Annotated in this window: 22 protein-coding genes; 12 read left to right on the forward strand and 10 right to left on the reverse strand. The window is 65.8% G+C overall.

The window, feature by feature from the left end; translation table 11 throughout:
- Positions 1 to 63: 63 nt before the first annotated feature.
- Together HEB94_RS07625 and HEB94_RS07630 are read right to left on the reverse strand one after the other, a co-directional pair.
- Positions 64 to 999 carry an IS110 family transposase gene (locus HEB94_RS07625; RefSeq protein WP_337918511.1) on the reverse strand — a complete coding sequence of 312 codons (936 nt, stop codon included), beginning with the start codon at positions 997 to 999 and terminating at the stop codon, positions 64 to 66.
- A gap of 115 nt (positions 1,000 to 1,114) precedes the next feature.
- On the reverse strand, positions 1,115 to 2,248 hold the full coding sequence (locus tag HEB94_RS07630) for a GAF domain-containing sensor histidine kinase (RefSeq protein WP_192749252.1): 1,134 nt from the start codon (positions 2,246 to 2,248) through the stop codon (positions 1,115 to 1,117).
- A gap of 613 nt (positions 2,249 to 2,861) precedes the next feature.
- On the opposite strand from HEB94_RS07630, the gene HEB94_RS07635 reads away from it, so the two are divergent.
- The gene (locus HEB94_RS07635) at positions 2,862 to 4,277 is read left to right on the forward strand and encodes an IS1380 family transposase (RefSeq protein ID WP_192749253.1); all 1,416 of its coding nucleotides are present in this window, start codon (positions 2,862 to 2,864) and stop codon (positions 4,275 to 4,277) included.
- 427 nt (positions 4,278 to 4,704) lie between these two features.
- Here the strand turns inward: HEB94_RS07635 and HEB94_RS07640 are convergent, their stop codons facing one another.
- Both HEB94_RS07640 and HEB94_RS07645 read right to left on the reverse strand, forming a co-directional pair.
- On the reverse strand, positions 4,705 to 5,232 hold the full coding sequence (locus HEB94_RS07640; protein ID WP_192749254.1) for a DUF302 domain-containing protein: 528 nt from the start codon (positions 5,230 to 5,232) through the stop codon (positions 4,705 to 4,707).
- The gene (locus HEB94_RS07645) at positions 5,229 to 6,167 is read right to left on the reverse strand and encodes an NAD(P)H-binding protein (protein WP_192749255.1); all 939 of its coding nucleotides are present in this window, start codon (positions 6,165 to 6,167) and stop codon (positions 5,229 to 5,231) included. The genes HEB94_RS07640 and HEB94_RS07645 overlap by 4 nt, the downstream gene beginning before the upstream one ends.
- 193 nt (positions 6,168 to 6,360) lie before the next feature.
- Between HEB94_RS07645 and HEB94_RS07650 the strand changes: the two genes are divergently transcribed.
- The 5 genes from HEB94_RS07650 to HEB94_RS07665 all read left to right on the forward strand — a co-directional run bounded on the left by HEB94_RS07650 (position 6,361) and on the right by HEB94_RS07665 (position 9,755).
- Positions 6,361 to 6,672, forward strand: a complete 312-nt coding sequence (locus HEB94_RS07650; protein ID WP_192749256.1) for a hypothetical protein — start codon at positions 6,361 to 6,363, stop codon at positions 6,670 to 6,672.
- Positions 6,673 to 6,702: 30 nt separating this feature from the next.
- Complete coding sequence (locus HEB94_RS07655; RefSeq protein WP_337917505.1) at positions 6,703 to 7,710, forward strand: AraC family transcriptional regulator; 1,008 nt, start codon at positions 6,703 to 6,705, stop codon at positions 7,708 to 7,710.
- A 266-nt stretch (positions 7,711 to 7,976) separates the two neighbouring features.
- Positions 7,977 to 8,264, forward strand: a complete 288-nt coding sequence (locus tag HEB94_RS54420; protein ID WP_202896202.1) for a nitroreductase/quinone reductase family protein — start codon at positions 7,977 to 7,979, stop codon at positions 8,262 to 8,264.
- Positions 8,261 to 8,419: a hypothetical protein gene (locus tag HEB94_RS49085; RefSeq protein ID WP_202896203.1), complete on the forward strand. Its 159-nt coding sequence runs from the start codon at positions 8,261 to 8,263 to the stop codon at positions 8,417 to 8,419. Before HEB94_RS54420 ends, HEB94_RS49085 begins: the two co-directional genes overlap by 4 nt.
- 307 nt (positions 8,420 to 8,726) lie before the next feature.
- On the forward strand, positions 8,727 to 9,755 hold the full coding sequence (locus HEB94_RS07665; RefSeq protein ID WP_192749257.1) for an aldo/keto reductase: 1,029 nt from the start codon (positions 8,727 to 8,729) through the stop codon (positions 9,753 to 9,755).
- A 258-nt stretch (positions 9,756 to 10,013) separates the two neighbouring features.
- Here HEB94_RS07665 and HEB94_RS07670 read toward each other — a convergent pair whose 3' ends face one another.
- Positions 10,014 to 10,226 (reverse strand): pyridoxamine 5'-phosphate oxidase family protein, encoded by a 213-nt coding sequence (locus HEB94_RS07670; protein WP_238361461.1) that lies wholly within the window; start codon positions 10,224 to 10,226, stop codon positions 10,014 to 10,016.
- Positions 10,227 to 10,242: 16 nt separating this feature from the next.
- Between HEB94_RS07670 and HEB94_RS07675 the strand changes: the two genes are divergently transcribed.
- Positions 10,243 to 10,644 (forward strand): transposase, encoded by a 402-nt coding sequence (locus tag HEB94_RS07675; RefSeq protein WP_192749258.1) that lies wholly within the window; start codon positions 10,243 to 10,245, stop codon positions 10,642 to 10,644.
- Positions 10,645 to 10,697: 53 nt separating this feature from the next.
- Here the strand turns inward: HEB94_RS07675 and HEB94_RS07680 are convergent, their stop codons facing one another.
- Complete coding sequence (locus HEB94_RS07680) at positions 10,698 to 11,417, reverse strand: hypothetical protein (protein WP_192749259.1); 720 nt, start codon at positions 11,415 to 11,417, stop codon at positions 10,698 to 10,700.
- Between the two features lie 358 nt (positions 11,418 to 11,775).
- Between HEB94_RS07680 and HEB94_RS07685 the strand changes: the two genes are divergently transcribed.
- The 3 genes from HEB94_RS07685 (at position 11,776) to HEB94_RS07695 (ending at position 13,752) form a co-directional block, all read left to right on the forward strand.
- On the forward strand, positions 11,776 to 11,964 hold the full coding sequence (locus tag HEB94_RS07685; protein WP_192749260.1) for a hypothetical protein: 189 nt from the start codon (positions 11,776 to 11,778) through the stop codon (positions 11,962 to 11,964).
- Between the two features lie 265 nt (positions 11,965 to 12,229).
- A complete protein-coding gene (locus HEB94_RS07690; RefSeq protein WP_202896204.1) occupies positions 12,230 to 12,739 on the forward strand; it encodes an SRPBCC family protein in 510 nt (169 codons plus the stop codon).
- Positions 12,740 to 12,984: 245 nt separating this feature from the next.
- Complete coding sequence (locus HEB94_RS07695) at positions 12,985 to 13,752, forward strand: transposase family protein (RefSeq protein ID WP_192749261.1); 768 nt, start codon at positions 12,985 to 12,987, stop codon at positions 13,750 to 13,752.
- Positions 13,753 to 13,950: 198 nt separating this feature from the next.
- Here HEB94_RS07695 and HEB94_RS07700 read toward each other — a convergent pair whose 3' ends face one another.
- Entirely contained in the window at positions 13,951 to 14,442 is a 492-nt protein-coding gene (locus HEB94_RS07700) for a hypothetical protein (protein WP_192749262.1), read from the reverse strand.
- Positions 14,443 to 15,111: 669 nt separating this feature from the next.
- Entirely contained in the window at positions 15,112 to 15,459 is a 348-nt protein-coding gene (locus HEB94_RS07705) for a phage antirepressor KilAC domain-containing protein (protein WP_192749263.1), read from the reverse strand.
- A 722-nt stretch (positions 15,460 to 16,181) separates the two neighbouring features.
- Here HEB94_RS07705 and HEB94_RS07710 point away from each other — a divergent pair.
- Both HEB94_RS07710 and HEB94_RS07715 read left to right on the forward strand, forming a co-directional pair.
- Complete coding sequence (locus HEB94_RS07710; RefSeq protein WP_192749264.1) at positions 16,182 to 16,457, forward strand: type II toxin-antitoxin system prevent-host-death family antitoxin; 276 nt, start codon at positions 16,182 to 16,184, stop codon at positions 16,455 to 16,457.
- Positions 16,458 to 16,602: 145 nt separating this feature from the next.
- A complete protein-coding gene (locus tag HEB94_RS07715) occupies positions 16,603 to 17,679 on the forward strand; it encodes an aminoglycoside phosphotransferase family protein (RefSeq protein WP_192749265.1) in 1,077 nt (358 codons plus the stop codon).
- A 20-nt stretch (positions 17,680 to 17,699) separates the two neighbouring features.
- Here the strand turns inward: HEB94_RS07715 and HEB94_RS07720 are convergent, their stop codons facing one another.
- Entirely contained in the window at positions 17,700 to 17,846 is a 147-nt protein-coding gene (locus HEB94_RS07720; RefSeq protein ID WP_192749266.1) for a helix-turn-helix domain-containing protein, read from the reverse strand.
- 131 nt (positions 17,847 to 17,977) lie between these two features.
- Positions 17,978 to 19,345: a cellulase family glycosylhydrolase gene (locus HEB94_RS07725; protein WP_192749267.1), complete on the reverse strand. Its 1,368-nt coding sequence runs from the start codon at positions 19,343 to 19,345 to the stop codon at positions 17,978 to 17,980.
- Positions 19,346 to 19,410 lie beyond the last annotated feature (65 nt).

Genomic DNA, 19,410 nt, shown 5'->3' on the forward strand with positions numbered 1-19,410 from the left:
GCACCGCCCCAGGCCGTGGCCGACAGATCTACACGAAGGCATCACGGCCAGTTCTTGCGCGGGTCAGGCCACGGCCTGGGACGACACGCCATGATCCTCACAGTTCTTGCGGGCGCGGGCGTCGGTGTAGCGGTGCTGGTCGTCGCCGAACTCGGCGAGCACCCGGGCACCGAGAATGGGCCCCAGGCCCGGCTGAGACAGGACGATCTCAGCGTCCGGGTGTTGGCCAAAATGTTGCTCCACCTGCCCTTGCAGGGTCTTGATCTGCTCGTTCAGTGTGGCCAGCACGGCAGTGGCAGCGCGGATGGTGGTCGCGTACGCCTGTGCCACCACGGCGGGCTGGCCGAGGTGCTCGGCGCGCAGGGCAGCCTGGATCTTGCCCGCTTTGGTGTCGATGTCGCCGCGTCGACGTGCTCGTTTCAGCGCCGTGCGGATCTGGGTGAGCGTCAGCTTCGCCGCCGACGCGGGGTCTGGTGCCTTGGCCAAAAGTTCCAGCGCATCGGGCGTGGTCAGCTCTTCGAACGCCTCGAGCGCAGCCGGGAAGTAGTCCCGCAGGGCGTGCCGCAGCCGCTGCATGTGCCGGGTCCGCTCCCAGATCATGCTCTTGTGGGCACGAGACACCACCTTGATCGCTGCCGCCTCGGCACTGTCGCCGGCCACCGGGCGCAGCTGGTGGGAATCGGTGCGCACCATGTCGGCCAGCATGTGCGCATCGGCGCCGTCGCTTTTGGCGCCAGACATCCCGTACCGTTCCCGGTACCTGGAAGCCTGCAAGGGATTCACCGCACACACCCGGTACCCGGCAGCGATCAACGCCTGCACCCATGGGCCCTTATCGGTCTCGATCCCGATCACCACCTGCTCGGCGGTCTCGTCGGCGTCTTCACCGAGCTGCTCGCCGATCAGCGCGTGCAGCCGGGCCATCCCGGCCACGCCCTCGGGCAGCCGCGCTCTGGCAAGCCGCCTGCCAGAGGCATCCATCAGCTCGATGTCGTGGATGTCTTGGCAGACGACCTCTCCTACCGGAGCTCCGCCCCCATTACCGGCCCGACATGCCGAAGATCAACATCTTGACCACAACAGCCGCCGCCTAACTGAACGGCCTTGGTCCTAGCTATGCGGTCAGCGGTACGCGCCACTCCACGATTGTGTTCGCCTGATCGTTCGCGCGTACGGTGCAGGAGCCTCCGAGACGGAGCGCTCGGTTCCGCAACTGCGGGAGAGCACTGTGGGGCATCGCCTGCTCGCTCAGCCGACCGTCGTCGGTGACGGTGAGGGTGAGCTGGCCCGCACTCACCCGCACCACGACCTCGACCATGCTCGGTGCGGAATGCGCGGCGGCGTTGGCGAGGGCTTCCCGGACGGCTCGCGCGAGTTCGCGTTGGAGGTCCCGAGACAGCCGCTGGTCGACCGGCCCGTGGATGACGAGGCTGGGAGTGAAGCCGAGGATGGCCCGGGCCCAGTCGATCTCGTCCAGCACCTGGGCACTGGGTGTCTGCCCGCCCGCGGCTCGCTCCTGAGGGAGGGCAAAGATCGCGGAGCGGATCTGCTGGGTCGTCTCGTCGAGTTCGTCGATGGCTTTGTCGACCTTGAGCTGTACCTCCTGCCGGCGGACCAGGCCGGCCACGCTGTGCAGGTAGGTGACAATGGAGAAAAGCCGGTCTATCACCACATCACGCAGGTAATTGGCGATGCGGTCGCGCTCTTCGGCCAGCAGGAGGCGCGCGTCGACCTGCTGAAGGGCGAGCGCGGCAAGACCAGCGCACATCTTCATCATCTGCACCTCCTGTTCGGAGATGCGTGCATTGGGTGAGCCGCGGCGCCAACCGACGATCAGCACGCCCAGCACCTTGCCGCCCACGGCGAGCGGAAGGAGAACACCGGGACCAAGAACGGAAAGTGCCTCCGCAACCTGCGGAGCCGGGTCCCACCCCAGTTCCTGGGTGATGTCCTCGCTGACGACGCCGGTACCCGATTCCACGACCGTGGCGAGAAGGCCCTGCAGCGGCACAGGCGAGCCGTCCATGTGCCCCAGACCGAGACCTTCCGCGGCTTCGTAGACAGCGGTCTCCTCCGGATAGGCAGCATTGACCGTGACGATGGCGGCAAATTCCGCACCGGACACAACATGTATATGTTCTGTGACTGTACGTAACACGTCGTAGGGGCTAACCCCTTCGAGCAGCAGCCGGTTCGTTTCCAATGCCGACTCCAGCCACTGCTGGCGGTGGCGTTCCTCTCCAGCCATGAAGCTTCACGTCCCACGCTAGACGGTAGGCCGCGCGTCTCACGCTAGTGTCGCGTAATGGTTGAGCATTTACTCCCGCAGACAGCATCGCCGCAGGTCAGGGCGGTCCGAAGCTGCTCCTGGTGGCAAGCAGATTTCATTACACGACACTAGAGGGTAGGCCGCCTGGCGGAACAGGCCGCCTTCATCACTTGGCCTGGGCCTCCGGCGCCAGCGGTGCTGGGACAGAAGCCGGGTCGGGGGACATGTGCTTGCAAGGACAGAACAACGCGGGATGATCGCGATGGCAGCGAAGGCGCCGAATGTCCTCGATTCTCAAGTAATCGGCTCACGGAATCAACCGCCTGAGTCATGACCAATGGAGCATTGCCCCAATAGGCCCGATCCCCGCTGCGTCGATCGCCCGCGCCGCGAAGGTGTTCCGCCGACTGCGGCCGTGCGGTCCAGCCGGAACGGGCTCGCGTGTTGTCCTTGACGCCGATCTCTTCACTTAACCTCGATCCGTGGACTGATGGCTGATCGTCGGCGGGTCGGAGTAGAAGAAATGCCTTCTGGATCGGGAGAATCTGGAGTGTCTAGGTCCTGATCCAACCCGATCCAAAAGGCACTGAGAGTGAAACTACCGTACGGGTGGTCGCGAGCCACGCCGGTGTTCGATGATCAGAACCTGGTGTCGTGTGCGGGCCTGGCGCCGGTGATGGCGTTGGCCGAGCGGGCGGGCCTGTCGGAGCTGGTGGACGAGCGGGTCGCGATCCGGACCACGACGGTGAGGTCGGCAGCGGCCAACCCGGCGGGCAAGCTCACCTCGATCATCGCGGGGATGGCTGCCGGCGCGGACTGTATCGACGATCTGGATGTGATCCGCTCTGGTGGGATGCGCCGGCTGTTCGGCGGGGTGTATGCGCCGGCGACGCTTGGCCAGTTTCTGCGGGAGTTCACCCACGGCCACTGCATGCAGTTGGCGTCGGTCGCGCGGGCTCATCTGGTCAACCTTGTCCAGGCCAGCGGGCTGCTGCCCGGCATCGAGACCCAGGCGTTCATCGACATCGACTCACTCCTACGCCCGGTCTATGGGCACGCCAAGCAGGGCGCGAGCTTCGGGCACACCAAGATCGCCGGCCGGCAGGTGCTGCGCCGGGGCTTGTCACCGCTGGCGACCACGATCAGCACCAGCCAGGGCGCGCCGGTGGTGGCCGGGATCCGGCTCCGCGCCGGACGGGCCGCCTCGGGCAAGGGTGCGGCGAGCATGGTGGCCGAAGCGATCGCCACCACCCGCGCCGCCGGGGCGGCCGGCGAAATCCTGATGCGGGGCGACTCGGCGTATGGCAACCACGCCGTGGTCGCCGCGTGTGTGAAAGCAGGGGCGCGGTTCTCCGTCGTGCTCACCAAGAACCCGGCAGTCACCGCTGCGATCGCCTCCATCCCCGACGACGCCTGGACCCCGGTGCACTACCCCGGCGCGGTGGTCGATCCCGACACCGGTGAGTTGATCTCCGACGCCGAGGTCGCCGAGACGGAGTTCACCGCCTTCACCTCCACCAAACACCCGGTCACCGCCCGGCTGGTCGTGCGCAGGGTCCGTGACCGAGCCCACGACCAGGCCGGCGATCAGGAGCTGTTCCCGGTATGGCGTCACCACCCGTTCTTCACCAACAACACCGAACCCACCGCGCAGGCTGACATCACCCACCGCCGGCACGCGATCATCGAAACCGTGTTCGCCGACCTGATCGACGGACCACTCGCACACCTACCCTCAGGCCGGTTCGCCGCCAACAGCGCCTGGGCGATCTGCGCAGCCATCACCCACAACCTGCTCCGCGCCGCCGGCACCCTCACCAGCCCCCGCCACGCCGCCGCCCGCGGCGCGACGCTTCGCCGCCACATCGTCACCGTCCCCGCCAGAATCGCCCACCCACAGCGCCGCACCGTCCTACACCTGCCCGAGCACTGGCCCTGGGCCAAACACTGGAACACCCTTTGGCACAACGTGTTCCGCCCCGCAACCGGGCCACCACGCGTCGCCTAAAACTAGCCACCCGCCACCAAGGCCCGACCGGAGACCAAAGGAAAGCTGGGCAGACCAGCAATCCCGGCCTGCCCACCCACCACCAACCACGAGCGACCCGCAACCAAAACCATCAACTCAGCGGGTCCACGGATCGAGGCTTAAGGCAATTGCTCAGTGATGGGTCTATGTCCGGCCTGGACCTTGTTACTCGAGCCGGAGGCCGACGTCTGCTTGCGTTGACGTTGGGTATCGCTGATGACGGTGCGCGGTGTGGTGGTGATGCTCGATGCGGCGGCGTACACGATGTCGCCCTGGTTGAGGCCGGACGACATGGTCGCGGTTCGCGGGGGAAGATCCGCTCGCCTATCCCTGGGCTGTGGGTAGAGGAACCCGCCGCCGCGGGTATGAAGGGTTGTCGGGCTTACTTGATCGGTCCCAGCGCTCCTCAAGCCGTGAGACACGTTGGCACGGGCAGGTACAGAGCCTCGAGCAGGGCGGCAAGCTTGTGGTCAAGTTCGATGCCGACCGCGGCGATGTCGGGGTTTCCCAGCGACGAGAACTGCCGGCTGGGCTGTTCTGTCGAGAAGAGTGTCGGACCGCCGGGTACTTGCGAGATGACGGTACGCAGTGGTGCGTACAGCATGACAGCTGGGTTGTGGTGGAACATCCGCTCGGCGATCGTATGGTTGCCCATGAGGTAGGCGGTGCATCGGGCAGTATCTCCGGCGAGGCGCATGAGGGAATCGGCGGCAGTTTTCCAGTAGATCAGAAATCCGTGTTCGGCGATTTCGTCGGTCAGGTCGAGCACGGTTTGCCATCCGGCATTGTCCGCCATGAGTTGTTCGAAGCGTGCAGCGGGGTACGTGGGCACGGCAGCCTCATATCGCGCAACAGTGTCCTCGAACGAGCCATCGACCTCGATTGCCAAGCGACGTGCTTCCCAATCCACAGCGGCGATCTGCGGTTGGGTCACGGCTTCCTCCTGGCTTCTGGCCTTGCGAAGAGCGCCGCGTGGCCCGCGACCCAGCCGTGGACGCTCGTCGGTTGCCGTCCGATGACGGCCTCGACATCGTGGGTCAGTCGATCGTAGCGATTCTCCCTGTGCAGACGCGCCATGGTGGCGACGTGCTCGCGCAGGTGCTCCGGCAGGCCGAGCACATTCAACTCCTGGTCAACCCATTGCTGGAGCGGAATGTCCACGTAGGTGATCGGTCGGCCCAAGGCTGCGGAGTACTCGGTCGCCATCGCGGTCATGTCCTGCGATCGTGGTCCGGTGAGCTCGTAGGTCCTCCCGATATGGGAAGTCGGGTCGACAAGCACCGCGGCGATCACTTCGGCAACGTCGCGGGCTGCGATCGGTGACGTGCGTCCAGAGCCGAACGGCAACCGCATCGTGTCGCTCCTGGCTATCGATGAGGCTGCGATCGTCATGAAGATTGGGTTTTCGAGGAATACGCTCGGCCTTATGTGGACCGCCGGAAGACCGGACCAGTTGAACACCTGCTCGCAAAGCCAATGCTGGCGCTGTTGCGCCGACTCCGTGGTGCTCGTGAGCGTCATCTGGGAGACCGTCATCTGCGAGATGTTGACCAGCGCCGCCAGCTTTCCGTACTCGCGTGCGGCAGCCGCCACGGTGACCGTCGCCTGCAGATACCGCGAGGACACGCTCATACCGAAGTACATGCGGCGGCAACCGGTCATCGCGTGAATAACGTCGCCCGCCTCAGCGAGATCGCCCACCACGACCTCGGCACCGGTAGAACGCAGGGCCTCTGCACGCTCGTCCTCGCGGTGCACAAACGCACGGACCGGCACTTCCCGATTCCGTAGGAGTTCCACGATGGTCCGACCGACCGCTCCCACGCCCCCGGCCGCACCGGTTACGAGAACTGGTGACACATCCGGCATCGGCACCTCCTGTGTGCGCCAATGATCACCTACCCAATAAGGTGCCTGCTACACAGCCTCCGGACAGGTCAAGCCACCGTCGCACCCCGTCGGTGCGGTCGGCGCACAACGCCGGTCGCTCGCCTCCCAGAAGTTCCGCGCCGTGGCTACCAGCGCTAGAGGAGCTGGCGGGCTGACCCGATCCGCTGTCCGCATGCGCGCCGAGCATGTGGATCATCTCGTCGACGGCCTCCAGGCCCTGCTGGCGACGGTCGGGCAGCCGGTGCTGGCCGCCTGGAACGCTAAGGAAGACCTGCTCGACCTGCTCGCCAAAGCCCGCACCCGCCCCGACCGGACCACATTCAGCCACCTGCTGCGCCTGTTCGACCAGCGGTGCGCCGCCACCCACCCTACCCAACTACACCGTCTCGCCACTGCGGTAGATCTCGACGCGGCGAGGGGTGCCGGTGCGTGCGCCCAGTGTCGTGATGTCGATCGTGTACTCAGCCGCATATCTCTGCCGTGACCAGTGCGATCACGACGAAGAGGGCTTACTGTGTCATCGACGCTCGGCGGACGGTTGCACGAAACTCGCGAATTTTTGCACGATCCTCTCGCTGCCGGGCGGTCACCGCGGTTTTTGTGCTGCACTCGTGACATGTCTCTGGACGAGCTTCGCGAACTGCTGGAACGGCACGTGCGTCCCGATTTGACCACTGCCATCGAGGGCGTCCGGATCTGTAAGGCCGACCGCACAACTTCGCCGGAGTCCTCGATGTCCGGCACGGTGCTGGCGGTCATCGCTCAGGGCGGCAAGCGTCTGGCGCTGGGAGACAGCGTCTACGAGTACGGAGCTGGTCAGTACCTCGTCGCCTCGGTCGACCTCCCGGTGACGGGGCAAGTCATCGACGCCGTCCCGGGACACCCCGCGTTCAGTTTCGGGATGACTCTGGAACCTGCCGCCATCGCGGAGTTGCTGCTGCAGGCCGCGCCGGGGGATCTTCCGCGGTCCCCCGGCACCGCAGGGCCGGGAATCGCGGTCAGTGACGCCCCGGAGGAGTTGCTCGACGCTATCGTGCGGCTACTGCGCCTGCTCGACCGGCCACGGGACCGGAAGGCACTGGCCCCGTTGTTCAAGCGCGAGATCCTCTGGCGGTTGATGACCGGAGAACAAGGTGACCTCGTCCGTCAGCTCGGCCTCGCGGACAGCGGCCTGAGCCACATCACACGGGCAGTGCGGTGGATCCGGGAGAATTACACCCGGCCGTTCCGCATCGAGGAGGTGGCACAGCTTTCGGGGATGAGTGTCTCCGCCTTCCACCGGAACTTCCACGCGGTAACGGCGATGAGCCCGATCCAGTACCAGAAACACATCCGGCTGCAGGCGGCGAGATTGCTGTTGGCGAACAGCCCGAACGACATCACCGGTGTCGGCTATCGGGTTGGGTACGACAGTCCGTCCCAGTTCAGCCGGGAGTATCGGCGCCTGTTCGGTGCTCCGCCCAGCATCGATGCGGTGCGCTTGCGTGGTGGAGCCGGTCGCGCCGCTGCGGCGCTGCCCTGAGAGCCGCCGGAACGAAGAGGATTGTGCAACCGCGCGAGACGATTTTGCTAGCCCGGCATATACAGCGCTGTTTTCATGGAGGTACCGGAACGTGCCATGGAGTCCGGGACAGTCATCACGATGAAGGAGGCGCGGGTAATGAGGTTGCCGACCACTCACCGAACGCCTCCAAGGAGGCGAAGTATGAAGTACCGCACGCTGGGGCAGACTGGAATCGACGGCGGCGACATGCCCCTCGCCCACGAGCGGCAGAGCGGACAGTGACCGTGGACGACGCCGTTGCCCGTGCTCTCGACGTCGGGCCGGACTCCTCCAGGGCCGAGCGCACAATCGACATCACAACGCTGGGTAGACACAGCGGCACGCCGCGCCGCGTCGAGGTCTGGCTCCACCGCGTCGACGGTCGCTGGTACCTGACTGGCATGCCCGTTCCCCGCGGTTGGTACGCGAACTTGCGCGCCCATCCGCGGTTCGTCGTGCATCTCAAGCACGGGTCACAGCCGACCTGCCCGCGACCGCGAGGCCGGTCGACGAGCCAACCCGGCGACGGGTGATCACTGCGGTCCTCGACCTGCAGAACCGACCCGAGATCGCGGCGCGGGTCGCCCGGCGCCAGGAGTTCGACGACTGGCTCGCGCGTAGCCCGCTGGTCGAGATCGTGTTCGACGACGAACAGTTGCGAGCAGCGTCCTCAACGCGGTCCGGATAGTCCGAACCTCAGGAAACGGTCACGTCGTGCCGTCGGTCGTCGGGTCAGGTTCCCGGCGTCAGCACGCCGAGTCCTTCCGCCACGCGTCCGCCGCAACGCAATACCGCAACGTTGTTTCCGGCGGTCAGCCGGTGATTCGACCTCGCTATGCGGGGCCGTGGCGCCGTAGCCGAGCCCGTCGATCGACAGAGCCACCAGGCGCTGGGCCTGATCGGCGTCATCGGCGTCATCGGCGACGGGGATAGGGCACCGGCACGGGGCCGACCACTCACCGACCACCGTCGAACGCCCCCCAAAGGAGAGAACCATGAAGTACCGCACACTGGGCCGGACCGGAGTCCAGGTCAGCCCGTACGCCCTGGGCGCCATGATGTTCGGGGCCATGGGCAACCCGGACCACGACGACTCGATCCGGATCATCCACAGGGCTCTGGACGCTGGGATCAACTTCATCGACACCGCCGACGTGTACTCGCAGGGCGAGTCCGAGGTGATCACCGGCAAGGCAATCAAAGACCGCCGCGACGACGTCGTGCTCGCCAGCAAGGTGCACTACCCGATGGGCGACGATCCGAACCACCGGGGGAACTCACGGCGCTGGATCATCGCCGCGGTCGAGAACTCCCTGCGCCGCCTGCAGACCGATCACCTCGACCTCTACCAGGTCCACCGCCCCGACCCGGCGGTCGACCTGGAGGAGACTCTGTCGGCCCTGTCCGATCTGATCCACAGCGGCAAGGTGCGCGCAATCGGTGCGTCGGGCTTCCCGGCCTCGGAGATCGTCGAGGCGCAGTGGGTCGCGGAGCGGCGCGGCCTCGAGCGCTTCCGGACCGAGCAGCCGCCGTACTCGATCGTCAACCGGGGCATCGAACGCGAGGTGCTGCCGGTCTGTCAGCGCTACGGGATGGGCACGCTGGTCTGGAGCCCGCTGGGTCAGGGCCTGCTCACTGGCCGATTCCGCAAGGGCCAGCAGATCGACACCCACCGGTCCGGCGGCATGCCGCGGCACTTCAGCGACGAGCGCAAGCTCGACGTGGTCGAACAGCTCGTTCCGCTCGCCGACAAGGCAGGCCTGCCGATGACCCACCTCGCGATGGCGTTCGCGATCGCCCACCCAGGCGTCACTTCGGCGATCATCGGGCCGCGCACCATGGAACAGCTCGACGACCTGCTGGCCGGAGCCGACGTCATCCTGGACGACGAGGTCCTCAACCGGATCGACGAGATCGCTCCACCCGGTACCGACGCCGGCCCCAACGACGTGGCCTACACACCGCCGGCCGTCTCGAACGTGAGCCTGCGTCGCCGGCCGGTCGCCGAGCGCTCCGCTGCCTGAACGACGACCGCGTAAGAGTCCGACCGAAATCTTTGATCGCGAGTCACCCTCCACCCCTGAGTAGCGTCGATCACGAGGTGACCGGCATGACTACCGCCGATGCTCGGCGTCGCAGTCGTGATCGTCCCCGCGGTCGTCCTTATCCGCCGCTCGCCGCCCCGGCTTCCGGGTCGCCGTGTCCGGCTCGCCTGGCCACAGGCTCACCGCGGTGTCATCCTCCACTTCGACCATGCCGCACCACATGACCACAATCAGTAGTCACCACCTTGCGCGGAAAGGCTCATATCGGCAGGGCTGTTGGCGTCCTCGCGCGTCGGTGGCGGAGAGCCAGTAGAACTCCCGGTCGCCTGCCGGGGCGAAGTAGACCGGGGACGTCCACGGGCGGCCATCCGGGTCGGCCGTGCCCAGGATCAGGTAGAGGTTGGCGTCGATGATGGCCCGCGCGTGGGCCGCGAGGTCGTCGTGTGTCATGGCAGGAAGTCCCTGCTTGCGCCGCGATATGCGCACCGGCCGGGTGACGATCGAGCGGTTGTCCGCGGTCACCAGTTTGACGGGTTTTCAGGCGAGCGCGGCCGAGCTCGCGCGTTGGGTGCGCGGGCACTGGGAGATCGAGGCACTGCACCATGTGAGGGATGTGACGTTCGGGGAGGATGCGTCGAAGGTCCGTACAGGCAGCGCACCGCGGGTGATGTCGATGCTGCGCAACCTCGCGATCGGGTTGGCCCGCCTCGTCGGCTGGCGCAACATGGCCGCCGCGGTTGATCACTACCGGTCATGCCCCGGCGACGCACTCGACCTGATCATGACCGCGCCCCGAGAACGCTTTTGCCCTGACGCCAGCAGGAGTGGGCGATATCAAGGTCAACAGATGACCCGCTCGGCGGCATGATCCACGAATATGCGAAGGTCGCACAGGCCGACCGAGTTTCGGGCACCCACGAGCTATGTCGCGAGCTTGAAATCACTCAGGTCGAGCGAGATCAGCAGCAGGTCGCGAATCGGTTTCAGGCCAGGGCCACGCACGTATGCACGGCGCTTGGTCGGAAAGCGGAGCCCATCAGCCTCCACAATGTCGTGGACATATTGCGCCACCGGAACTCTGCCCGCCACATCAATGTGATAGTCGTGCCGGCGCAGGAGGAAATCGTCACCGAAGTAGAAGTCCTGTTCTTGGCTATGGCTGGCGATTGCCTTTGGGAACCGTGCGCGCAACCCGCGCCAGAGCTCTCCGCCTTCTTGCCAGGGCGAGATTTCGGCGACCTCGAACCCCGGCATTGCCAACAAGAATGGTGTCGTGAGGTATGTCCATATCGTGTAGCCGCTCCAGTACGCACGGTGAAGAGAATCCCACGCCGTCTCGAGAACGTGGCCAGCGAAAGAGTCCCTTGGAGCGGAGCGCTCGCTGACGATGGCGCCCGTGGTGGTTTCGATCGCGACCCGGTCGGGAGTGAAAACCATGCGCCAGTCCGGCTGGCCGAACGAGCTGATAGACGTAGTTTCCTCATGAAGCGTGATCGTCCTCTCCTGTGCGGGATCATTTTCGAGGCCTTTCATCGGCCTCAAGCCCCCGCCGGCGAGGACCGTAGCGGTCAGCTTGTTGAATGTGTTGAAGCGTTCAAGGCCGCCATGTGCGGCAATGGCCTGTGCAAGCAGATCGTCCACAGGTTCCTCCTGTTACGCCAGGTTGTTTCTCCGAGGTCGTCCTGATCGCCCGAGGTCAAGGGGTCAGAGCTTAAAGCGCAATACTGACTGTTTCTGATCGTCTCCGCTATTGGCATATCGCGCCCGGCATGCATCTCGCGGTATGCCAACTGCGCACCAGGCGCAGCGTCGCATCAACCGCTTCCCCACCGAGTGCGGCTGCAGATACGGGGGTAAGGTGCCAGCGTACTTGCTGAGGTAGACGTCGGTGACCGCAGGGAGCGCATCGTCGACCACACCACCCACTAACAAACACCGCTATACGGTGCGAATTCCGATAATTCATCCGTTCAGCTCAGGCTTGGCCACCGGTACTCCCATGGCCGAGATCCGGCTCGATCCGCACGGCCAGGAGGAGGTTCACCCCTTCTGTGGCAATCTGCGCCGGGCGGTCGGCCCGGGCCGCGATGACACACTTCCGCCGCTGCACATTGCATCCATCGCCATGGAACTCGGCGGGAACGGAGAGGTCCGCCCGGAACCGCTCGGCGGCGAGTGGCGGCCCTGACCTTGATCGAGATCTTCCGGGCCTAGCAGGCAGGGACCTGGCAGCGGTCGCGAAACACCAGCGGGGCCTGGCACGACGTAAAGGGGGCTTATTCATAAGGTTGCCAGAAGTAACAGATCTCCGACACCTGATCTGCGACACGTGGGCCGAGGAAACTTAGAATTAGCGGTCCGGGAGGCGGTGTCGGATCGGGGTTGAGGCGTTCGTGGAAGGGGTGAGCGCCGCCCACGAGGGGCGCCGCCCAAGCCACAGGAGATGATCCGAGATGCCAAGGAGCGTGCACACCGTGGCCGCGGAGAACGTGAGCGCCACCCTGACCGTCGCCGTGCCCGCCGCGAGGGTGTTCGCGGTGCTGGCGGACCCGACGACCCATTCTGCGATCGATGGCACCGGCTGGGTTCAGGAAGCTGTCGACCGGGCGCCGCTGACCGAGGTCGAGCAGATTTTCCGGATGGACATGTATCACGCCGACCATCCGAACGGTGGCTACCAGGTGGCCAACAAGGTCCACGTGCTCGACCCGCCGCGCGCCATTGGCTGGCTGACGGGGTACGACCCCAAGGGCGACGGTCACCTGGAGTTCGGCGGCTGGTTCTGGCGTTACGACCTGGCGCGGTTCGGTCCGTCCGAGACTGAGGTCACGCTCACCTACGACTGGTCGGCCGTGCCGCAGTCCATCCGGGAGTACCTCCAGTTCCCGCCGTTCGGCCCTGAGCATCTCTCCAACTCGCTGCACCACCTGGCCGAGCTTGCCGCACCGACGTCCCGGGCCTGACCGCCGACATTGAGCAGGCAGCCATCCAGGCAGCCACTCATCGTCGGGCGTCGGGCTGTAGCTTCCAATTGAGTGGACGAATTCTTTTGAATTTCCTCAGTGGTTACTCGGGTCAGCTAACAACATCTGATCAATCTCGCAGATGATGCGTGTCGGGCTGGAAAAGCAACGGCTCCTCGCATGAGATTTTCGCGGACGTCCAAATCTGCGGAAACCATCTGGAGAAGCCGTTGCGGCATGAGGCTATGACAGGGCTGACCGATGGGCAACTGACCGAGCTTGCCGGGCGTGTCCACACACTGATCGGAGACCTCCACTCGCGCGGCCGTCCGTACGCGCTGGGCCTGTACCGCTCGATCGCGATGGTCGTGTCGCTGATGCGCAAGAACATCACCCAGGACTTCGCCGGGGCCATCTTCGGGGTCAGCCAGCCCACGGTGAGCCGCCGATGGGACCTGCTACGCCCGGCCATCGGGCAGGCCCTGGCCGAGTTCGTACCCGACCCGCAGCGGGTGGTCGGAGCTGGAACCGTGCTGGTCGACGGCACAATCTGCCCGACATGGGACTGGCGAGGGACCCCCGACCTGTTCTCCGGCAAGGCCGGCTACGCCGGCATGAACATCCAGATCGCCGCCACCATGGACGGAACACTGGCCGGCGTCGGCGCCACGCCGGTACACGGTGCTCGCCACGACGCCTACGCCTACTCCGCGTCCGGACTCGCAGAGAAGCTCACCAACATCCACGCCCTCGCCGACCTCGGCTACGTCGGAGTCGATGGCATCGACATCACCCCGATCAGAAAACCCGCCAACGGCGAACTTCACCAAACCCAGGCCGACTTCAACACGCAACTGTCCAAAATCCGAGCCGCCGTAGAACACGTCATCGCACACCTCAAAACATGGCGAATGCTCAGCGAAGAAGGCGGCCGCTACCGGCCACCAATCTCCAAATACGCCAGCATGCTGAAAGCTGTCACCGGCCTATTCTTCTTCCGCACTTATGAATAAGCCTCAAGGTCTGCGGCAACGCCGCGAACGGGGCTTTACCCCAAGGCCGGGCAGTTAGAGTTCTCGCAGGTCACGCAAAGGGGTATCAACTGGTTGCCGATGTAGAGCAACGGAGCTCGTTGGTACGGGCAGTCGTCCGAGACAGCTTGCCCCGCAAGGAGCTCCGTTGCCGTCGCGCCTCAGTTTCTCCCGCTGCGGCTATCTCGGCGTCGGCTGGCGGGGCAGCAGGATCGACATGCTGATCAGGATGAGTCCGGCAGCCATCAAAATCAGATCAAAGATCAGCTGCCTGTCCGTCGGTGGTGACGGCAACCGCACCTCGTCGAGCGCTGGCGAGATAAAGTTCTCCCAGATCTTGTAGGCACGCATGCCTGCCTCAACGAGTGTGGCGTTCGTGACGGCCTTATAGAGGCTGATGGGTTTGCCGTCGTCCTCGGTCCTGCTGTATGGAATCTCGACAAAGAGCTGCGGATGGCTGCTCTGCTCGGGTTTGAGCGACGCGATCGGCTTGACGTCTTTTGGTGAGGAGTCCTTGCGAGGGTCGGGTGTCCAGAAGGCCTGGAACTCGATTGCGCGGCCGGTCGCAGGGTCGACGGTGGTTCCACGGCCGAGCAAGGATGGCGGTATCGAAGTTCCGATACCTGCAGATCCCCACATCATCTTTGCGCCGTCAGGTGTCACTGCGCCCATCTGGGGTTGACCAGAGCAGATCCCCTCCTGCGACTTTGTCCGCTGTGCTGTCGCGCCAACCACTGTCGTGTGGATGAGGGATGGCCTGCGCCAGGGTGCTGGGCCCTGGCGCAGGCCCTCTCGTGGATGAGGTTCCCACCTCTCAACCAGCCAGCGTGCGGGCGGAGGGACGGAGACACCCGACACCGGTGGTGGGTCCGCCCGCAGAAGATGATCGAAAGCTCGGGGCGGACCCGCACCCCACATTTCCACCGCGACCGGGGGCTGTCACCCAAAAGTCGATGAGGATCTGCTCATGGTTGGGCGGGCTGGCTGGCACTGTCAGCAACGCTCGCGGCCGCCATGCTGTGGATGGACGGGCCGGGGACGACTGTTGAGGCGTTCATCGGTGTACTCGCGGGACACAACGCCGACGCGGCCACCACGACGGCTTCCTGAGCTGCAGGGTGGCGGCGGCCAGCACCTCGGGTCGCGCTGTCGGCGCAACGTCGGCACGATCGCGTCCAGGGTCATCGGCGCGGACGGTGAAGGTGCCGCGCCGCCACCGGCTTTCAGCATCGCGACGTGGGCGGACAGCAAGCCGGCGACCACCTCGGCGTGCAGCTCCCGGGCCGTCGAACAGGAGCCGTCGCATGGCATACGCCATCGACGTGCCCCGCAGCTAGACGCTCACAGACTGCCGACCTTCACCCTCAAGCCGGCGGCGCAGTTCGTGTAGCCCCTGACCCTGACACCGACCTGCGGCGCGTCCAGCACCAGCTCACCGGTACGCCGCTGGTAGTGAGACTGCGGGATCATCGACAACCGGCCGTCCTCGACCTGCCCCTGGCAAGGCCTCCCCCGCCCGTCCGGGCCCGCCCGGTAGATCCACCCGTAGTCGCCCAGGAGGGCGAAGAGGCGGTCCCGGCCGACCTTGATACCGAGGTCACGGAACAGGTCCTTCGCGGTCTCGACCACGCCCACGTCACCCTCGGCCCAGGCAAGGACGTCCCAGGACTTGCGCCTCGGGCTCGGCAACCTCCAGCTGGTGCCACGCAACCCCAACCCACACTGCCGCCACCCGCCGCCGCACAATCCGCAGAAACCGCAGAAACCGGCCCGCCTCGCGTCCTCGCAGGTCAGCACCAGTGCACACCGCCAGAAGGCGTCCGCCGCAGAAATCCGCGGAATCCCCGCACAAACCCGCGCGACCAAGCAAGACCAACAACCAGCCCCGGACCTACCCCGCCCACCCAGCCGGACTCGCCACACCCCGACCCACACTGCCCACCACCCACCAACGGCGCAGCACCCACACCAGCCAGCACCGACCGCCAACCTCCGCACAGCCACGCGACCACCGACGCCAACCCCACCCGAGGCCCCTACGCGAGTCTTCGACAACCGCAACCAGGACAACGGCGCGCCGCGAACCGCCTCTGACCTCCGCACCGCTTGCGCAGACCAGAGGCCGTCTCCAGCCTGAGCGGAGGGCATGGGATTCGAACCCATGTGGCAGAGGGGTCCCTGCCAAGCGGTTTTCAAGACGGATGCACCCCCTCATGCCACCTGCAGGTTCGTCAAGCTGGGGCGGACTTCGCCGCGTATACGCCGTGCCATGCTGCGAGCGAGCCGCAGTCCGCCGGGCACCACCGGACTGGCGCGCTGGCACGGCCTGGCGGCTCAGCCGAACCGCTACCACCGCGCAGCCCGCCACCTGTACGCCGCATCCTGAGTGTCAAATAGTGCACGCTTGTGTCATGAGCCACGGTCTTCCCGAGCCGACACCAGTCGCCCCCGCCGAGATCGTCACCATCACCGATGCGAGAAGCCGTTTCGGCAGCCTCGTGCGACGCGCCGCGCAGGTCATCATCACCGACCATGGCCAGGCCGCGGCCGCGATCATCAGCGCCGCCGAACTCGAGGACCTCGAGGACCGACTCGCGATCGCCCAGTACGAGATCGAGAAGGCGAACGGCACGCTCCGGACCGTCCCACATGAGGAGGCCCAGTGTCGGCTCGGGTTCACCGAGTGACCTACACGCTGGACTGGCGCGAGAACGCGCCGAACGCGGGATACCTCACCGACGGGCCGGCCGTTCGGTTGCTGCTCAAGCCCCCGTCTCTAGCTCGAGCGCGGCGACCATCACGACTGCCCAAGGCTCCGTTACGGTGACTGAGATGACCAGCAAAGATCAACTCGCCGCGGTGCGGGCCTACGCATCTGACGCGATGGGCTGGCCTTCTGAGGCCGTCACTGCCGTGACCCCATTCGAGGAGGGCAACCGCCATGCGGTAAACCGGGTCTCCTTCCGCGACGCATCAGATGGCATCCGGGACGTTGTAGTCAGAGTCTCCTTCGGCGGCGACGCCTCCGAGCTCGCTCATGCTGAGCGCGAGGCGGCGGTCCTTGAGAACGTGGGTGGCGTTGCAGCCCCTGAGCTGTACGACTTCCGCCGCACGAGCGATTGGTTCGATGCGCCAGCGATGTGCATGCAGTTCCTTCCCGGACGCCAGCAGGATTTGCAGACGGTGGGCTTGACACAGATCGGGCAACTTGCCTCGCTCGTGGCCTGGGTCCATGAGCGCCCCGTCGACGGCCTGGGCGAGTCAATGGGGACGGCAACCACGATCGCGTCGTATGCCGGCGACCGGCTTCGTGCAATCCTGTCGACCCTCGCGTGGGCTCGTGACCCATTGCCTGAAACGCTCCAGGACCGGTTCCGGAGCGCCGCCGGCTCGCTGGCAGAGAGCTTTGAAGCTTCCCGGGATTCCGGCGGTTTCAACTCCGGCGAGACCCTCTCGCTACTGCACGGTGACATCGGTCCGGGAAACGTGCTCTGGAACCCCGGCCCCTGTCTGATCGACTGGGAGTACACGCGGCTCGGAGACCCCGCCGACGAGATGGCGTACACGTTCGACCAGAACGCGCTCACACCATCCCAGCGCCGGGCGTTCTGGGACGGGTACCAGCAAGGAATAGACAGCCACTCGCGACTGGCCCACATCATTGAACGCGTCAACTGGTGGGAACCGGTGACCCTGCTGGGTTCCGCCCTCTGGTGGGTCGAGCGGTGGGTGCGCCGCACAGAACTCGACACCGAAGGCAAGGCCGATCCGGGAGTGCCGCGCGAACCGGGCTACTACTTCGGCCACGTCATCAGCCGCATTAATCGGCTGGATACCCTCGTGGGGAGCAGACCAAGTAAGCCGGAAAGGGGCAACGACCGTCTGGTGGGGCCGCCCCGGCGATGGTGACGATGAGGTCTGAGAGGGGGCTACTGGTCCCGCTGAGCCTCTCCGGCCTCGGCCAGGGTTTTGTGGATGATGCCGACGGAGACTTTGACTCCGGCGGCGATGGTGCGGATGGATTCTCCGCGCTGGCGGCGGGCCAGGATCGCGGCGCGTTTGTCGTCGTCGACCACGGGTCGGCGGCCGCCGACCCGGCCGCGACGGCGCGCCGGACGGCCCGCTGCTCCGCCAACGTCGTGACTCCCGCCGCTGAATCCGCAGAGGTGATGCGACGGCGGGAGTCAACGCGCTGACCGGCTCGGGATCAGCGCAGTCGCAGCCGCTGGCCCGTTACGATCAGGTTCGGGCTCTTGAGCACGTCGCGGTTGAGGTTCCACAGAGTCTGCCATCCGCCGGTGACGTGGTTGGCCCGGGCGATCCCGTCGAGGGTGTCGCCGGGCTGGACCACGTAGGTTCCGGCGCCCGTGGGCGCGGGCTTGCCGGCCGGTCTTCCGTGGGCGTTCTTCAGCAGTGGCGCCTGGTAGCCCTTCAGCATGGACAGCTTGGCCTGGTCGACGGTCCTCCAGTCGCTCTGGACGATGCCGCCGGTGTCCTCGGAGTCGGGGTTCCACGCCCAGTAGGTGTAGGAGATCCCCTGCTCCTTGAGGAAGCTGAGCAGCTTGCGCTGCCACTTTCCCTCGACGCTGTTGGGGTCGACGGAGCGGCCGCCGAACTCACCCATCAGCACCGGGGCGGTGTTGTCCATCGCGAGGTAGGCCCACTCCTTCTTCCACAGGGCGGGCATGTTGTCGGGGAAGTTCTTCGCCTTGAACCACGTCTGCTGCCACACGCTCGGCCCGTAGTCGTGCGCGGAGTAGACGAGCTTGTCGGGCTTGGACAGCCGCACCGGGTGATCCTTCGCCCCGGTCAGGTTACCGCCCCACCAGTAGCCGTCGCTGATGCCCTCGACGACGATGAGCCAGTTCGGGTTCGCTGTCAGGACGGCGTCGCCTGCGCGTTCGGCGGCGAGGCGCCAGTCGTTGGCCTTGTTGCCGCTGCCCCAGGTGGCCGGGTCGTGCGGCTCGTTGTGCAGGTCGGCGCCGATGACGAGCGGGTTGTCACGGTAGTGGCGGGCCAACATGGTCCAGTCCTGGATCCACTTGTCCTCGCTGAGGGTGCTGGTGTACCAGAGCTGACCCTGCCCCTTGGTGTCCGGCCGGTGCTGGTCCAACAACACCATCAGGCCACGGTCGGTGGCACCCTTGACGATCTTGTCCATCAGCGCGAGACCGGACAGGCCCTGCAGGTCGGGGTTCCTGCCGTAGTCGATGCCGGAGGGTTTACTGCCCTCGGCGAAGAGCTGGTTGGTGTAGGGCAGGCGCAGGGTGTTGAAGCCGGTGGCGACCATCTGGTCGAGGATGGCCTGCCAGTTCTGGGTTCCGAGCCCGCTGGGCACGAAGTTGCTGGTCTCGAACCCGAACCAGTTCACACCGGTGAGGGCCACCTGGTCGCCCCTGGCGTCGACCAGGTGGGAGCCCTCCGCGTGCAGCGGACCCGGCGGCCCCGTGGGCTTGGCGGCGACGCTCTCCGAGCCCACCGTCTGAGCCGCTCCCGCGGCCTTGGCCGGTGCCTCGTTCGATGCGAACACGCCGAACGCAGCGGCTACGAGTGCTCCCGAGACAATGACGGGCACCGAAATGAGTGCCAATCGGTGAAACCATGTTTTTCGGCTCCGCAAGGGTCGGGAACTAAACGACG

Source organism: Actinopolymorpha pittospori, assembly GCF_014873875.1.
Taxonomy (GTDB): Bacteria; Actinomycetota; Actinomycetes; order Propionibacteriales; family Actinopolymorphaceae; genus Actinopolymorpha; species Actinopolymorpha pittospori.

Excerpts from the sequence above, each read along its gene's own strand:
- HEB94_RS07690 (WP_202896204.1), top strand. The coding sequence starts at position 12,230 with ATGCCAAGGAGCGTGCACACCGTGGCCGCGGAGAACGTGAGCGCCACC.
- HEB94_RS07630 (WP_192749252.1), bottom strand. The coding sequence starts at position 2,248 with ATGGCTGGAGAGGAACGCCACCGCCAGCAGTGGCTGGAGTCGGCATTG.
- HEB94_RS07710 (WP_192749264.1), top strand. The coding sequence starts at position 16,182 with ATGAGCCACGGTCTTCCCGAGCCGACACCAGTCGCCCCCGCCGAGATC.
- HEB94_RS07695 (WP_192749261.1), top strand. The coding sequence starts at position 12,985 with ATGACAGGGCTGACCGATGGGCAACTGACCGAGCTTGCCGGGCGTGTC.
- HEB94_RS07645 (WP_192749255.1), bottom strand. The coding sequence starts at position 6,167 with ATGCCGGATGTGTCACCAGTTCTCGTAACCGGTGCGGCCGGGGGCGTG.
- HEB94_RS07650 (WP_192749256.1), top strand. The coding sequence starts at position 6,361 with ATGCGCGCCGAGCATGTGGATCATCTCGTCGACGGCCTCCAGGCCCTG.
- HEB94_RS07665 (WP_192749257.1), top strand. The coding sequence starts at position 8,727 with ATGAAGTACCGCACACTGGGCCGGACCGGAGTCCAGGTCAGCCCGTAC.
- HEB94_RS07700 (WP_192749262.1), bottom strand. The coding sequence starts at position 14,442 with ATGGGCGCAGTGACACCTGACGGCGCAAAGATGATGTGGGGATCTGCA.
- HEB94_RS07715 (WP_192749265.1), top strand. The coding sequence starts at position 16,603 with ATGACCAGCAAAGATCAACTCGCCGCGGTGCGGGCCTACGCATCTGAC.
- HEB94_RS07685 (WP_192749260.1), top strand. The coding sequence starts at position 11,776 with ATGGCCGAGATCCGGCTCGATCCGCACGGCCAGGAGGAGGTTCACCCC.
- HEB94_RS07670 (WP_238361461.1), bottom strand. The coding sequence starts at position 10,226 with ATGACACACGACGACCTCGCGGCCCACGCGCGGGCCATCATCGACGCC.